Annotated in this window: 15 protein-coding genes and 1 riboswitch; of the genes, 7 read left to right on the top strand and 8 right to left on the bottom strand. The window is 67.4% G+C overall.

The features are described 5' to 3' along the window. Positions 1–81: 81 nt before the first annotated feature. Positions 82–408, top strand: coding sequence for a hypothetical protein (locus tag AB7P10_RS10030; RefSeq protein ID WP_428293700.1), 327 nt, complete (start codon positions 82–84; stop codon positions 406–408). Here AB7P10_RS10030 and AB7P10_RS10025 read toward each other — a convergent pair whose 3' ends face one another. Genes AB7P10_RS10025 through AB7P10_RS10015 form a run of 3 tightly spaced genes read right to left on the bottom strand, consistent with a single transcriptional unit; the run spans position 409 to position 2,907 of the window. Beyond that, positions 409–789: a hypothetical protein gene (locus AB7P10_RS10025; RefSeq protein ID WP_428293699.1), complete on the bottom strand. Its 381-nt coding sequence runs from the start codon at positions 787–789 to the stop codon at positions 409–411. 43 nt (positions 790–832) lie between these two features. After that, positions 833–2,107 carry an MFS transporter gene (locus AB7P10_RS10020; RefSeq protein WP_428293698.1) on the bottom strand — a complete coding sequence of 425 codons (1,275 nt, stop codon included), beginning with the start codon at positions 2,105–2,107 and terminating at the stop codon, positions 833–835. Continuing rightward, the gene (locus AB7P10_RS10015) at positions 2,104–2,907 is read right to left on the bottom strand and encodes an HAD-IIB family hydrolase (protein ID WP_428293697.1); all 804 of its coding nucleotides are present in this window, start codon (positions 2,905–2,907) and stop codon (positions 2,104–2,106) included. The genes AB7P10_RS10020 and AB7P10_RS10015 overlap by 4 nt, the downstream gene beginning before the upstream one ends. 101 nt (positions 2,908–3,008) lie before the next feature. Continuing rightward, positions 3,009–3,097, top strand: a riboswitch (S-adenosyl-L-homocysteine riboswitch). Positions 3,098–3,168: 71 nt separating this feature from the next. Here AB7P10_RS10015 and ahcY point away from each other — a divergent pair. From ahcY to AB7P10_RS09985, 6 genes are all read left to right on the top strand, one after another. Further along, entirely contained in the window at positions 3,169–4,602 is a 1,434-nt protein-coding gene (gene ahcY / locus AB7P10_RS10010; RefSeq protein WP_428293696.1) for an adenosylhomocysteinase, read from the top strand. 90 nt (positions 4,603–4,692) lie between these two features. Beyond that, positions 4,693–5,445: a TlyA family RNA methyltransferase gene (locus tag AB7P10_RS10005; RefSeq protein WP_428293695.1), complete on the top strand. Its 753-nt coding sequence runs from the start codon at positions 4,693–4,695 to the stop codon at positions 5,443–5,445. Positions 5,446–5,464: 19 nt separating this feature from the next. Next, the gene (gene metF, locus AB7P10_RS10000; RefSeq protein ID WP_428293694.1) at positions 5,465–6,301 is read left to right on the top strand and encodes a methylenetetrahydrofolate reductase [NAD(P)H]; all 837 of its coding nucleotides are present in this window, start codon (positions 5,465–5,467) and stop codon (positions 6,299–6,301) included. A gap of 229 nt (positions 6,302–6,530) precedes the next feature. After that, positions 6,531–8,702, top strand: coding sequence for an autotransporter outer membrane beta-barrel domain-containing protein (locus tag AB7P10_RS09995; protein WP_428293693.1), 2,172 nt, complete (start codon positions 6,531–6,533; stop codon positions 8,700–8,702). Then, complete coding sequence (locus tag AB7P10_RS09990; protein WP_428293692.1) at positions 8,690–9,568, top strand: alpha/beta hydrolase; 879 nt, start codon at positions 8,690–8,692, stop codon at positions 9,566–9,568. Before AB7P10_RS09995 ends, AB7P10_RS09990 begins: the two co-directional genes overlap by 13 nt. Positions 9,569–9,663: 95 nt before the next feature. Continuing rightward, positions 9,664–10,125 carry a septal ring lytic transglycosylase RlpA family protein gene (locus AB7P10_RS09985; protein ID WP_428293691.1) on the top strand — a complete coding sequence of 154 codons (462 nt, stop codon included), beginning with the start codon at positions 9,664–9,666 and terminating at the stop codon, positions 10,123–10,125. Positions 10,126–10,144: 19 nt separating this feature from the next. Here the strand turns inward: AB7P10_RS09985 and AB7P10_RS09980 are convergent, their stop codons facing one another. The 5 genes from AB7P10_RS09980 to paaA are packed head-to-tail and all read right to left on the bottom strand — an operon-like array spanning position 10,145 to position 13,958. After that, the gene (locus tag AB7P10_RS09980; RefSeq protein ID WP_428293690.1) at positions 10,145–11,257 is read right to left on the bottom strand and encodes a 2Fe-2S iron-sulfur cluster-binding protein; all 1,113 of its coding nucleotides are present in this window, start codon (positions 11,255–11,257) and stop codon (positions 10,145–10,147) included. 4 nt (positions 11,258–11,261) lie between these two features. Continuing rightward, the gene (paaD, locus tag AB7P10_RS09975) at positions 11,262–11,798 is read right to left on the bottom strand and encodes a 1,2-phenylacetyl-CoA epoxidase subunit PaaD (RefSeq protein ID WP_428293746.1); all 537 of its coding nucleotides are present in this window, start codon (positions 11,796–11,798) and stop codon (positions 11,262–11,264) included. Continuing rightward, positions 11,798–12,649: a 1,2-phenylacetyl-CoA epoxidase subunit PaaC gene (paaC, locus tag AB7P10_RS09970; protein ID WP_428293689.1), complete on the bottom strand. Its 852-nt coding sequence runs from the start codon at positions 12,647–12,649 to the stop codon at positions 11,798–11,800. Before paaC ends, paaD begins: the two co-directional genes overlap by 1 nt. After that, a complete protein-coding gene (paaB, locus tag AB7P10_RS09965) occupies positions 12,649–12,945 on the bottom strand; it encodes a 1,2-phenylacetyl-CoA epoxidase subunit PaaB (RefSeq protein WP_428293688.1) in 297 nt (98 codons plus the stop codon). Before paaB ends, paaC begins: the two co-directional genes overlap by 1 nt. Then, positions 12,942–13,958: a 1,2-phenylacetyl-CoA epoxidase subunit PaaA gene (paaA, locus tag AB7P10_RS09960; protein ID WP_428293687.1), complete on the bottom strand. Its 1,017-nt coding sequence runs from the start codon at positions 13,956–13,958 to the stop codon at positions 12,942–12,944. Before paaA ends, paaB begins: the two co-directional genes overlap by 4 nt. Positions 13,959–14,079: the final 121 nt, after the last annotated feature.

Raw genomic sequence — 14,079 nt, 5'->3', positions numbered from 1 at the left:
GGCCTGGCGAAGCCAGTTCCGCGGTGTGTACTGGATGCGCGCCGGAATTGCGGGTGGCCGGCAAGGCCCAGGCCGGCTGAGATGATCCCCCAGGTCATCCACATCCACGAAGAGGCGCCGGACAAGCCCGCGCTGGGCGCGCCCTGCAACGGCTGTGGCGTGTGCTGCCTGGCCGAGCCGTGCCCGCTGGGTCGGGTGATCTCGCGCAAGCGCGTGGGCGCGTGCGATGCGCTGCGCTGGGACGAGGCGCGGTCGAACTACCGCTGCGGTGCGCTCACCGACACGGCAACGGTGCTGGGGCCGCGCTGGCGCTGGGCGGCGCCGGTGTTGCGGCGGCTCGCGCGGCGCTGGATCGCGGCGGGCGTGGGTTGCGACGCGACGCTGCAGGCCGAACGCGACGAAGGATGATCAGCGCGCGAACAGCACGGCCATGCCGACGACCAGGGCGGCGACCACCACCATCAGCACGCGCGTGCGCTTGCGCAGCAGGTCCACCGCACCCACCAGGCGCGCGTTCTGTTCGGCCAACTCGGTGAGCGTCTGCGCCATCTGTTCCTGCACCGCCGCCTGCTGGTCGATCAGCTGGCGCGCCTCGATCAGGCGGTTTTTCAGCTCACCCGGACTGGGGGGCGCGTCGCCCATGTCCAGCGGTTCAGGCAGGGGCGTGCTCTCGGCCGGCATCTTCTGGCGGTCCATCAGCTTGCGCGCGGCATTGAGCACCTTGGGCGCGTGCTCGATCACGTCGCCCCAGGGAATCACTTTCAGGGCAACCAGCCAGGGGATGGCCATGGGGAGTCCTTTCACAGGTGGGCGGGAACACGGTGGGAGCAGCTTAAACCCGTGGGGTTCCTGCAGATGGGGACGTTGTGGCCCGTCGCAACAGCCACCAGCCCCAGCCGGCCACCGCCAGCAGCAGCGCCGGGAAGCCCAGCGTGGGCACCCACTGCAGCGCGGCGGCACCCAGCGCGGGCGCGAGCACGCCACCCAGTGTGTACGACAGCACCAGCACGGCGGTGCTGTTGACCAGGGTGATGCCTTCCTCGCGCGAGCCGATGTCGATCATGGCCAGCGTGTAGAGGCTGCCGCCGGCCCCACCCCACAGGAAGGCCACCGGCGCGGCCAGCCAGGGCGTGCCCGCCACGAAGGGAATGACGAGCGTGGCCAGCAGCGTGATCAGCGCACACAGCCGCATGATCTTCAGGCGCGAGTCGCGCACGTTGCCCCAGCGCTGCCTGGGGTGGTGCGCCAGGCGGTCGGCCAGCAGGCCGGCGGGCAGCATCATGATGGCGCTGCCCAGGCCGCTGGCCGAGACCAGCAGGGCCGCGGCGGTGGCGCCCAGGCCGAGCGCCAGGCCGTACAGCGGCAGGATGGAGGTGAGCCCGCTTTCGAAGAAGCCGCCGACGAAGCCCACCGTCATGATCAGCGGGTGCAGGCGCAGCGCGTGCCACACGCCCGAGAGGCCGACCTTGGCGTCGTGCGCGTCGGCGGCGGCCGGCAGGCGCGGGATGAGCAGGCTCCAACCCAGGCCGAACGCGGTAAGCGCCAGCGCCAGCCACAGCGCGGCATCGCTCTGCGCACCGACCCAGGCCAGCACCAGCGGGCCGAGCACGAAGGTGGTGCCCACCATGGTTTCAAAGATACCGACGTTGCGCCCGCGTTGTGTGGGCGGCGAGAACTCGGCCACGATGGCTTCGGCCAGGACCCAGCGCAAGCCCGCTGCCATGCCTTCAATGAGGATGCAGACGAACCACAACAGCAGCGAATCGCTGAACAGGAAGCCGGTGATGGCGAGCACCGGCACGAAGGCGGCGAGCCACAGCGATGGGCGCCGGCCCAGACGCTGCGTGATGGCCGACGCAAACGGCGTCATGGCGAAGACGCCGAGCCAGCCGGTCGCCACGAACACCCCCGCCAGCGCAGTGGATACGCCGTCGCCCTTGAGCCGCAGCAACAGCAGCGGCATGAGCATGAAGTAGCCCACCAGCTGGAGAAATGTGGAGCCGAAGATGGCGACCAGGCCGAGCCGGGCCTGCGAGGGCACGAGTGGCGTGGGCGCGGTGCCGGTGATGGCCTGGCTGTGCTGGGGTGGCAGGGGGTGTTCGGTCATGCCCGGTCCGCGGCCCGTGCGTCCAGCACCGCGTTCACCAGCTCGGCAAAGCCCGCGCCGCGCTCACCCTGCGCCACGTAGCGCGGGCGGTGCGCGAGTGCGTTCCAGAAGCGCGCCACGTTGGCCACGCCCACGCTGTGCGGAAAGTGGCCGAACATGCGCGCGTCGTTGGTCGAGTCGCCCACGTAGACCCAGTGATCGAGTTCATCGTCCAGCGCGCGGCCCAGGTGGGACTGCACGATCCAGCGCGCGCCGGCGAGCTTGTCGTGGTCGCCGATCCAGCCGTTGATGTGGATGGAGCTCACGGTGGCATTGAGGCCTTGGCTCTTCATGAGTTGCACCACGCGCGCGATGTCCGCCTCGCCCAGGTGCGCGAACTCGCTGTGGTCGATGGCGATGTCGGTCTCGCGACCGGGGCTGTCGGTGGCCAGGCGGGTGTGCGGCAGTTCGGCTAGCACATGTTGGGCGGCGGCCTTCAGACGCGCAAAGTTGGTGGCGCGCGTGGCGGCATCCTGCAGGTAGTCGCGGCGCAATTCGCCTGCGGCACCGCGCCAGAGCGCGACGGCACCATTTTCCGCCACGATCGCGTTCACCGGCCAGGCCAGCGCGAAAGCCTCGCTCCAGCCCGCCGGCCTGCCGGTGATGGCGAACACCGGCAAGCCCGCCGCGCGCAGGCGCTGCAGGGCGTGCAGCGCATCGGGCGTGATGGCGCCGTCGGTCGTCAGCGTGTCGTCGATGTCGGTCAGCACGCCGCGGATGCGGGCGCGGGCCGCGGCGGGCCAGAGGGTGAGCGGATTCATGGGCATGGGCGGGCGGCAGTGTCGCACAGGCCGTGTGGTCCGCGCGGTGCCACCGGCGACGCGCGGCAGGGGCAACCGGGGCATGCTGCGATAGAATCCCGCGATCCGAGGAGCGTTGCAGCGCCCCCACCGACACCGTCGGCCGCGGGGCGTGAGGCTCGGACCATCCATGCAACGACGCTCGTCCACTTCTCGTGCGATGAGTCCTTTCTTACTCAATGTTTGCGAGATGTGGTTTGTCCATCCCTCACGGAGCGAACCATGAATGCACGTCTGAACAACCCCGCTGTCAACGACAGCTCGATCGCCGACCTTTCCCTTGCCGAATGGGGCCGCAAGGAAATCCGCATCGCCGAAACCGAGATGCCCGGCCTGATGGCCATCCGCGAGGAATTCGCGGCCTCGCAGCCGCTCAAGGGCGCGCGCATCACCGGCAGCATTCACATGACGATCCAGACCGCGGTGCTGGTCGAAACCCTGCAGGCCCTGGGCGCCAGCGTGCGCTGGGCTTCCTGCAACATCTTCTCCACGCAGGACCACGCCGCCGCTGCCCTGGTGGCGCAGGGCACGCCGGTGTTCGCGCACAAGGGCGAGACCCTGGCCGAGTACTGGGACTTCACGCACCGCATCTTCGAATTCGGCGCCGCGGGCACCGAGAACGAAGGCCCGAACATGATCCTGGACGACGGCGGTGACGCCACGCTGCTCATGATCCTGGGCAAGAAGGCCGAGAAGGACCCGTCGGTGATCAGCAAGCCGACCAGCGAGGAAGAGACCTGCCTGTTCGCCGCGATCAAGTCCAAACTGGCGCAGGACCCGACCTGGTACACGCGCAAGGCGGCGCAGATCATCGGCGTGACCGAAGAGACCACCACCGGCGTGCACCGCCTCAAGGAAATGAGCCTCAAGGGCACGCTGCCGTTCCGCGCCATCAACGTGAACGACTCGGTGACCAAGAGCAAGTTCGACAACCTGTATGGCTGCCGCGAATCGCTGGTCGACGGCATCAAGCGCGCCACCGACGTGATGATCGCCGGCAAGGTGGCCGTGGTGGCCGGCTACGGCGACGTGGGCAAGGGCTCGGCGCAGGCGCTGCGCGCGCTCTCGGCGCAAGTGTGGGTGACCGAGATCGACCCCATCAACGCCCTGCAGGCCGCCATGGAGGGCTTCAAGGTCGTGACCATGGAATACGCCGCCGACAAGGCCGACATCTTCGTGACCACCACGGGCAACAAGTCCATCATCACGCACGACCACATGGTTGCGATGAAGGACCAGGCCATCGTCTGCAACATCGGCCACTTCGACAACGAGATCGACATCGCCTCGATCGAAAAGTACCAGTGGGAAGAGATCAAGCCCCAGGTCGATCACGTGATCTTCCCCGACGGCAAGAAGATCATCATGCTGGCCAAGGGCCGCCTGGTGAACCTGGGTTGCGGCACCGGCCACCCCAGCTTCGTGATGTCGAGCTCTTTCGCGAACCAGACCATTGCGCAGATCGAGCTGTTCTGCCACCCGGACGGCTACGACATCGGCAAGGTGTACGTGCTGCCCAAGCACCTGGACGAGAAAGTGGCGCGCCTGCACCTGAAGAAAGTCGGCGCGATGCTGACCGAGCTGACCGACGAGCAGGCCGCCTACATCGGCGTGAACAAGGCCGGCCCGTACAAGCCGGACACGTACAGGTATTGAGCACCGCCGCCGCGCTTTGCGCGACCCCCTCAAGGGGGCGATGCCTGCGGCCCGGCCAGGCCGGTTCCGCGGCATCGCTGGAGGTTCACCATGCGTGCTGATCAATTGCTCGTCGAGCGCGGCCTGGCAGCCACCCGTTCACAGGCCCAGCGGCTCATTGCCGCGGGCGTGCAATGGCGCTTGCCGGAGGGCGATTGGCGGGCCGTGTCCAAGAACGGGGAAGAACTGCGCGACGTGGCCGAACTGCGGCTGCTGGACAGCGCCGAGACGCGCTACGTCTCGCGGGGAGGCCTCAAGCTCGAAGGCGCGTTGAAGCACACCGGTCTGGAGGTGAGCGGACTGCGCTGTCTCGACGTGGGGCAGAGCAGCGGGGGGTTCACCGACTGCCTGCTGCAACACGGCGCGGCGCGGGTCGTCGGCGTGGACGTGGGCCAGGGCCAGTTGCATCCTTCGCTGCGGAGCAACCCGCGTGTGGTCTGCATCGAGAAGTGCAATGCGAGGGAACTGACCGCCGATGCACTGCGCGATGCGGGTGCGGCGCCACCGTTCGAGCTGATCGTGGGCGACCTGTCGTTCATCTCGCAGACCCTGGTGTGGCCGGCCCTCGTGCCGTTGCTGGAGACAGGTGGACGTCTGCTGACGCTGGTCAAGCCGCAGTTTGAGCTGCAGCCCGAACACATTGGCAAGGGGGGCCTGGTGAAGGACGCGGTCAGCCACGAGCGGGTGCGCGAGCGCATCGAACAGGCCTGCCGCGACAACGGCCTGACGCTGCAGGACTACTTCGACAGCCCGATCACCGGTGGTGACGGGAACCGCGAATTCTTTGTGTGTGCAAGCAAGTGATATCAGCAAGGACGAGACCATGAGTCTTCCGATCAGCCTGGAATTTTTTCCGACCAAGACGCCCGAGGGCGCGACCAAGCTGCGCGCGGTGCGCGAGCAGCTGTATGCGCTCAAGCCCGAGTTCTGCTCGGTGACCTTTGGCGCCGGTGGCTCCACGCAGGACGGCACGCTGCAGGCCGTGACCGAGATCATGGCCGAGGGCTGTCCGGCCGCGCCGCATCTGAGTTGCATCGGCCAGTCGCGCGAGAGCATCCGCGAGCGCCTCGCGGCGTACACGGCGGCCGGTATCCGCCGCCTCGTGGCTTTGCGTGGCGACCTGCCCAGCGGGTATGGCGTGGGTGGCGAGTTTCGCTACGCGAGCGATCTCGTGGCGTTCGTGCGCGCCGAGACCGGGAGCCATTTCCACATCGAGGTGGCGGCCTACCCTGAAACGCACCCGCAGGCCCGGTCGCCGCTTTCTGATCTCGACGCCTTTGTGGCCAAGGTGCAGGCCGGTGCGGACTCGGGCATCACGCAGTACTTCTTCAACAGCGACGGCTACTTCCGCTATCTGGACGACCTGCGCTCGCGCGGCGTGGATGTGCCGGTGGTGCCCGGCATCATGCCCATCACCAGCTCCACGCAGCTCATGCGTTTCTCGGACGCTTGCGGTGCCGAGATTCCGCGCTGGATCCGCATGCGGTTGCAGGCCTTTGGCGACGACACGGCGTCCATCAAGGCCTTTGGGCTGGACGTGGTCACCGACCTGTGCGAGCGGCTGTGCCGTGGCGGCGCGCCCGGCCTGCACTTTTACACCATGAACCAGAGCGCGGCGACGCTGGAGATCATGCGGCGGTTGCGGGCATCAACTGAGTGACGGCACGGCGGATGTCGGTGCATGCGCGGGGGTCACTGTCCCTCTGGCGCTAAGGAATTTGTGACCAATTGCTCGCAGCAATTTGTGAGAAATGTAAGAAAATTTAACTGAATGCAGTCAGACGTCTGTATTCAAGCGGCGGACCACAGATCCGCCTTTTTTCTGAAGCTGTCTCTCAGGTGCTGCTCGCATGACCCGATATCTCCCGCCTCTGACCCTCAAGCGCCTGGTGTTGCCCGGCCTGTTCGCGTTGTCCCACGGATTCACTCTGGCTGGAACGGGCTCCTGCGTGGGGGCGGGGGCGATCAACGTATCTGCTCCCGTGGTGGGAGAGTGCGGCCTCGACAACGGTGATTCGCTTTCGGTCACATCCGGTGGGAGCATCACAGGTGATGGCCTGGGTGCGTCTGTCGGTGTGCGCGTTGGTGCTGGCGTGACGGGTGTGCGGATCACCAACGACGGCACCATCGCAGGTTCGCCGTTCGACGCCATCTGGAACATGGGCAGCATCGACAGCATCGTCAACCGCGGGACGCTTCAGGGGGGCAGTGCTTTCGCACTGGGTGTGTACAACCTGGGGACCATCACGGTGCTGAACAACGAAGCCTCGGGCGTGATCTCCGGTACGAGCACGTGGCCGAATGTCATCGAAAGCACCGGCACGCTGGGCACGCTCAACAACGCCGGCCGGATTCTGGGCGGCATCCAGACCACCGGCACCACCCTCAACCTGCTTGGCACCTCCTCGCGGATCACAGGCGCGGTGGCCAACACCGCTGGGTCGATTCGTGTGCTGTCGGGCGCAGTGTTCACCACCGAGAACACGTTCAACGCCGCAACGTTTCAAGTCCTGAGTGGTGGCCGTCTGAACATTGGCGCGTCAACGCACACCATCACACTGAGCAGCGGCTCGGCCGACGCCTTCAACAACGCGGGCACCCTGTACGTACCGGTCGGCGTCCAGGGCCAGATTTCCGGCAACTACAAGCAGACGGGCACGCTGCGCATTGGCGCCACCAGCGCTGCGGCCTTCGGCCGGCTAAACGTCACCGGCAATGCGACGCTGGATTCGGGTGCGCGTTTCGAGGTCGACGTCAACGCGTTCAACACCCTGTCCACGGGTCAGACGCTCGCAGGTGTTTTGTCCGCCAGCGGCACGCTGACGAATTCGGCCCCGGCGACCAATGTGGTCGACAACAGCGCGCTCTTCAATTTCGAATCCAGCGTCAACGGCAGTGCCATCGACCTGGACCTTGTGGCCGCCGGTGGATCGTCCTCGTCCAGCGAGGGCGTCGTGCCCGCCGTGACGCTTAGCAATCTGCTCAACGGTGTGCCCGCCGCTCGCGTGCTCGACGGCTACGTGCGCGGCGGTGTGACCGGAACCGACTGGGACAGCGTGGTGACTGCGCTGGGTCGGCAGGCGACCAACCGCGATGTCGCGGTGGCCGTTGGCCAAGCCATGCCGCTGTTGCATGGCAATGCGGCGCTCGCCGCCCTAGCGCACAGCGCTGCCTCAAACGCTGCCGTCGAAGCGCAGCTGGCCGGGTCGGGCCAGTCCGGAGGCGCCTCGTCGAGTGGCCGCAGCCTCTGGGTGAAGCCGGTGGGCAACTGGGTGCACCAGGACGGCCGGGATGGCGCCAATGGTTACGAGGTCGGCACCTACGGCCTGGTGGGTGGTGTACAGCAGGACGTGGGCACCGCGGCCGCGCTGGGTCTGGGAGTCGCGTACCTCCAGGGCAACGTGGACGGCGAAGGATTCGCTGAAAACCACCGCAGCGACATGGAAAGCGTCCAGCTGATGGGTTATGGCCGCTATGCACTCAACGACACCGGGCTGCAACTGACATGGCGAGGCGACTACACGCGCAGTCGTGTGGAGTCCCGTCGCTCGCTCGCGTTCATCGGCCGCACGGCACAGGCGCGTTACTTCGGCGATGCATGGCACCTTGGCCTCGGTCTGAGCTGGGCGCAACCGTGGCAGGGCATGACCGTCCGGCCGCTGGTGGCTCTGGACTGGCGGCAGTACGCGAGCGAGGCCTACACCGAGGACGGTGCCGGCGCGTTGAACCTGCAGGTCAATGCCCAGAAGGCCCGTGAAGCCATCCTGAAGGTCGGTGCGCAGGTGCAGAAAGACTTCAACACACGGACCCAATGGCTGACCCGCGCGGCGGTGGGGGCGGACCTCAGCGGTCAGGCCAACACCGTGACTGCCCGCTTCACCGGCGGCGGCGTGGCCTTCACCACCGAGGGTCTGCCCCGGTCGCGGATGGTGGCGGAGTTCGGTCTGGGGCTGCGCCATCGGCCCAGCGAACGGATGGAAATCAGCGCGCGCTACGACCTCCGGCTGCGCAAGGGCCTGCGCGACCAGACCGCGTCGGTGCGTCTGGCTTGGATGTTCTGACCCACCGCCGTCTTTGCCAGCGCGCGTGGCCGTTGGCGGCGCTGGCGCTGGCCTGGCTGACGGGCTGCGTTGCGCTCTCCCCGGACGAACGCAGTGCCTCGCTGCAGGCGTGGGCGATCACCCAAGGGTGGCAGCCCCGATTGCTGCCCGGCCCGGCATTCGATCTGCTGGCCTTTGTGCCCGCGCGGACGATCCGGTCCCACCGCCTGACGGTCTACATCGAAGGCGATGGCCTGGCGTGGCTGGACCGGCACACACCGTCGTTCGCGCCGACCCCGGTCGACCCCGTGGCGCTTCGGATGGCCATGGCCGACGAGGGTGGAGCGGCGGTCTACCTTGCGCGCCCGTGCCAGTACGTACAGGGTCCGGCGTTCAAGGGGTGTCATCAACGGTACTGGGGCAGTCATCGCATGGCGCTCGAGGTTGTGGCGGCGATGGACCGCGCCGTCGGACTGCTGGCGGCGGACGCCGGTGCCAGCGAACTCGTGCTCGTGGGGTACTCCGGCGGTGCAGGCATTGCTGCCCTTCTGGCGGCGCGCCGCAACGATGTGGTGGCGCTGGTGACGGTGGCGGGTGTGCTGGACATCGAGACCTGGGCGCAGCAGCTTCGAGTGTCGCCGCTGGAGGGGTCGCTCAATCCACGGGACGTGTCTGTGCGCTTGGCCTACCTGCGCCAGTGGCACTTCATCGGCTTGGAAGATCGCGTGGTCCCACCCGCGGTCCTGCAACGGTTTGTCGGCGCAGGCGCGCCGTTCGCACACCCGCCGGTGGTGCAACGGGTGCCTGCGTTTGATCACCAGTGTTGCTGGGCCAAGGCGTGGCCGGTGCTGAGTCGGCGATTTGCTGCTCCGTCGGGGCCGGATTGAGCCCGCAAGGTCTTGCTTGCCTGGGTCTGGTACAACAGCACATGCTGTGCCCGGCACATTGAACTGGATGCCGTCACCATGGAACCTGGCCGACCATGAATCTTCTTGCTCCTTTCGCTCCCCGCGTCCCCATCCACGCCGATGCCTGCGCATTGGGCCCACCTGGCTGGGCACTGGCTGGCCTGCTGGTCGCGGTGTTGGCGCTGGGCGGCTGTGCGGGGCCCGCGAACCATGAATCGGCAGCCACGGCTTCAACCACGAGTGGGCGCGAGGTCGAACGCGGCATCGCCTCCTGGTATGGCGAGAAATTTCAGGGCCGACGTACCGCCAGCGGCGAGTCGTTTGACATGAACGACTTCACCGCCGCCCACAAGACGCTGCCGTTTGGCACCCGCGTGCGTGTGCGCCATGCAACCACGGGTCGCGAAGTGACGGTGCGCATCAACGACCGGGGTCCATTCACGAAAGGTCGAGTGATCGACCTCAGCCGCGCCGCCGCCGAGGCCATCGGCATCATCCAGGCGGGCGTGGCGCCGGTGATCGTGTTCGCGCCCTGACGGGAGCCGCCCGAGGGGGTCAGCGTTCGTCGTAGCTCACCACCACGCGGTCGGTGGTGGGGCGGGCCTGGCAGCTCAGCACGAAGCCCTTGTCGGTTTCCCAGGGTTCGAGCGTGAAGTTCTTGTCCATCAGCACCGCGCCTTCCATCACCTTGGCGCGGCAGGTGCAGCACACGCCGCCGCGGCACGACCAGGGCAGGTCCAGGCCGGCGTTGAGGGCCACGTCCAGCACTCGCTCGTCGCGGTTCATGCGCAATTCGTGCGGTTTGCCGTCGAGCACCACGGTCAACCTCACCTCCCCTTCAGTGGGAACCGCCGGGTGGCCGAGCACTGCGGCGCGGCGTTCGGCCTTGGGCAAAGCCTCCAGCGTGGGCGAGGTGAAGCGCTCGGTGTGCACGCGGTCAGGGCGCACGCCAGCGTCGAGCAGGGCCGTTTCCGTGGCCTCGATCATGGCCTCGGGCCCGCAGATGAAAACCTCGTCCATGCTGGCGACGGGCAGCAGCGTGGCGATCAGGGCGCGCACCTTGTCGCCGTCGATGCGGCCTTCGAGCAAGGGCACCTCCTGCGCCTGGCGCGAGAGGATGTGGACCAGCGTGAGCCGGTCGGCGTAGCGATCCTTGAGGTCCTGCAGTGCCTCGTTGAACATCACGCTGCCCATGCGCCGGTTGCCATACACCAGGGTGAACTTGCTGTTGTCGGACTCCTCCAGCGTGCTTGCCATGAGCGAGAGGATGGGCGTGATGCCTGAACCCGCTGCGAAGCCCACGCGGTGCAGGGCCCGCGGCTTGTGCACCGTGAAGCGGCCGTCCGGCGGCATGGCCTTGAGCGTGTCGCCGGCCTTGAGTTCGGTGGCGGCCCAGTTGGAGAACACGCCCCCTTCGACGGGGCGTATGCCCAGCGTGAGTTCGCCGCGCCGCGTGAGCAGGCTGCGCGGGCTGCTGATGGAATAGCTGCGGCGTACGTCCTGCCCGGCGATGGTGGCGCGCACGGTGAGGAACTGCCCGGGTTCGAACGCGAAGGCGTCACGCTGTTCGGGCGGGACCGCGAACGTGATGGCGACCGCGCCAGCCGCCTCGGGGCTGATGCGGGCGATGGGCAGGTCATGGAATCCGCGGGCGGCTGCTGTGCTCATGGCGTCAGTACGGTTTGAAGTAGTCGAAGGGCTCGAGGCAATCGAGGCAGCGGTACATCGCCTTGCACGCGGTGGACCCGAAGGGCGAGGTCTCGGTCGTGCGTGTCGAGCCGCACTGCGGGCAGGGCACATGCTCGCGAGGCTGCGCCTGCCGCGAGAACCGGAGCACGTTCGTGCCGTCGCTGCGTCTGTCGCTGTCGCACTGCGGTGGCGCGATGCCGTAGGCGCGCAGCTTCTCGCGCGCGGCTTCGTCCATCCAGTCGGTGGTCCAGGCGGGCGCGAGTTGCGTGACCACGCGGGCCGACATGCCTGCGGTCACGAGCGCGGTGCGCACGTCGTCCTCGATCTGGCCCATGGCCGGGCAGCCGCTGTAGGTGGGCGTGATCACCACCTCGGGCATGCCGTCGGCACCCGTGCGCACATCGCGCAGGATGCCGAGTTCGCGCAGGCTGATTACCGGAATCTCCGGATCGGCCAGATCGGCCAGCGCCGCCCAGATGGCCGCGTGATCGTGCCCGACGAAGGTGGAAGTCACGGCGATCACCACACCGCTTGCGGATGCGCGCGCGCCAGGCTCTGCATCTCCGCCAGCAGGAAGCCCATGTGTTCGGAGTGCACGCCCAGCTTGCCCTGGGTCACATGCCCGCCATGGACCGGACGCGTGAGCGTCGCTTCGTTCAGCGTGTCGTCCACCAGCGCCTCCCACGCCGTCCTCAGGCTGGCCAGATCGGCACCGGTGCCGTTGTTCGCCGCCTGCGTCTCCGCCTCGCTGCCGGTCCAGAATTCCTGGCAATACGGCAGCAGGTGGTTCAGCGCGGCCTGGGCGCGCGCGCGCGATGCCTCAGTGCCGTCGCCGAATCGCACCAGCCAGTCGCTGGCATGGCGCAGGTGGTATCGCACCTCCTTGAGCGATTTGGCCGCAATGGCCGCCAGTTGCGCGTCGGCCGATGCCTGCAGGCGCTCCCACACCAGCACCATCAGCGCGCTGTAGAGGAAATTGCGGGTGATGGTGGTGGCGTAGTCGCGCTCGGCCGCGGCGGTGCCGGCGAGCGGCCCGTGGTGGGGGAGCTCCAGCAGCGTGAGGTTGCGGAACTCGGCCGGGTCGCGGAAATAGGCCAAGGTGTCCTCGGTCACACCACCATCGGCGCGTGCGCCCTGCAGATGCCGGAAACGCTGTGCCAGATCCGCGTCGTCGTTGATGAGCGCCGCGGCGTGTTGGTAGAGCAGGCGGGCCTGGCCCAGCAGGTCCAGGCTGTTGTTGGCCAGGGCCAGGTCTTCTTCGAGGACGGGGCCGTGGCCGCACCACTCGGCGTTGCGCTGGCCCAGCACCAGGGCGTTGTCGGCCAGGTGCAGCAGGTAGCCGATCGGGGCATGGGTGGGCGCCGAGACCATCACATATGCCCCACTTTGTCGGGGATTTCGTAGAAGGTCGGGTGGCGGTAGACCTTGTCGGCCGCCGGGTCGAAGAAGCTGTCCTTGCTGTCGGGCTCGCTCGCGGTGATGGTGGCCGAGGGCACGACCCAGATGCTCACGCCTTCCTGGCGGCGTGTGTACACGTCGCGCGCCATCTGCAGCGCGTGGGCCGCGTCGCTGGCGTGCAGGCTGCCGCAGTGCTTGTGTTCCAGGCCCTGCTTGCTGCGCACGAACACTTCCCACAGGGGCCATTCCTTCAATGTGGGGGTGTTCATGCTGCCTCCTTCATGGCACGTTGCTCTTGCTTGCGGGCATGCGCCAGCGCGGCTTCGCGGACCCAGGCGCCGTCGTTCCAGGCTTTCACGCGCGTGGCCAGGCGCTCCTTGTTGCAGGGGCCGTCGCCGTTGACCACGGCCCAGAACTCATCCCAGTCAATCCGGCCATAGTCGTGGTGGCCACGCGCCTCGTTCCATTTCAGGTCGGGGTCGGGCAGGGTTACGCCCAGCACCTCGGCCTGCGGCACGGTGGCGTCGACGAACTTCTGGCGCAGGTCGTCGTTGCTGATGCGCTTGATGCCCCAGCGCATGCCCTGCACGCTGTTCGGGCTGTCGGCATCTGGTGGGCCAAACATGGCCAGGCATTTCCACCACCAGCGGTTCACCGCGTCCTGCACCATGGCCTTCTGTTCGTCAGTGCCTTGCATCATCACCATCAGCGATTCGAAGCCCTGGCGCTGGTGGAAGCTCTCTTCCTTGCAGACGCGGATCATCGCGCGTGCGTACGGGCCGTAGCTGCAACGGCACAGCGGGATCTGGTTCATGATCGCCGCGCCGTCCACCAGCCAGCCGATCACGCCCACATCGGCCCAGGTCAGCGTGGGGTAGTTGAAGATCGAGCTGTACTTGGCCTTGCCGGAGTGCAGTGCGTGGAACATCTGGTCGCGGCTGGTGCCCAGGGTTTCCGCGGCGCTGTAGAGGTACAGGCCATGTCCACCTTCGTCCTGCACCTTGGCCACCAGGATGGCCTTGCGCTTGAGGCTGGGCGCGCGCGAGATCCAGTTGCCCTCGGGCAGCATGCCGACGATCTCGCTGTGCGCGTGCTGGCTGATCTGGCGCACCAGCGTCTTGCGGTAGGCATCGGGCATCCAGTCGCGCGGTTCGATCTTGCCGTCGGCGTCGATCGCGGCGTCGAAATGGGCCTGCAAGGCAGTGTCGTGGGGCGGCACCGCATGGAGTGCCGCGCCGGTTTTGCTGTCGGCATCGGGCACGTTGAAAGACTGGGTGTACATCGGCGTCTCCTGGCCCCGGTTTTCGGGTGCAGTTGCAAGTATATGCAATTAACCAACCGGTCGGTCGGCTAATTATGCAACACCGGAACCGGGTGCAACCGAAGTGCGGTCGCGCTGCCGG

The sequence above is a fragment of the Hydrogenophaga sp. genome (assembly GCF_050182545.1).
Lineage (GTDB): Bacteria > Pseudomonadota > Gammaproteobacteria > Burkholderiales > Burkholderiaceae_C > Hydrogenophaga.
Note: the sequence above shows the minus strand (reverse complement) of the source record. Positions and strands in the feature narration are given on the sequence as shown.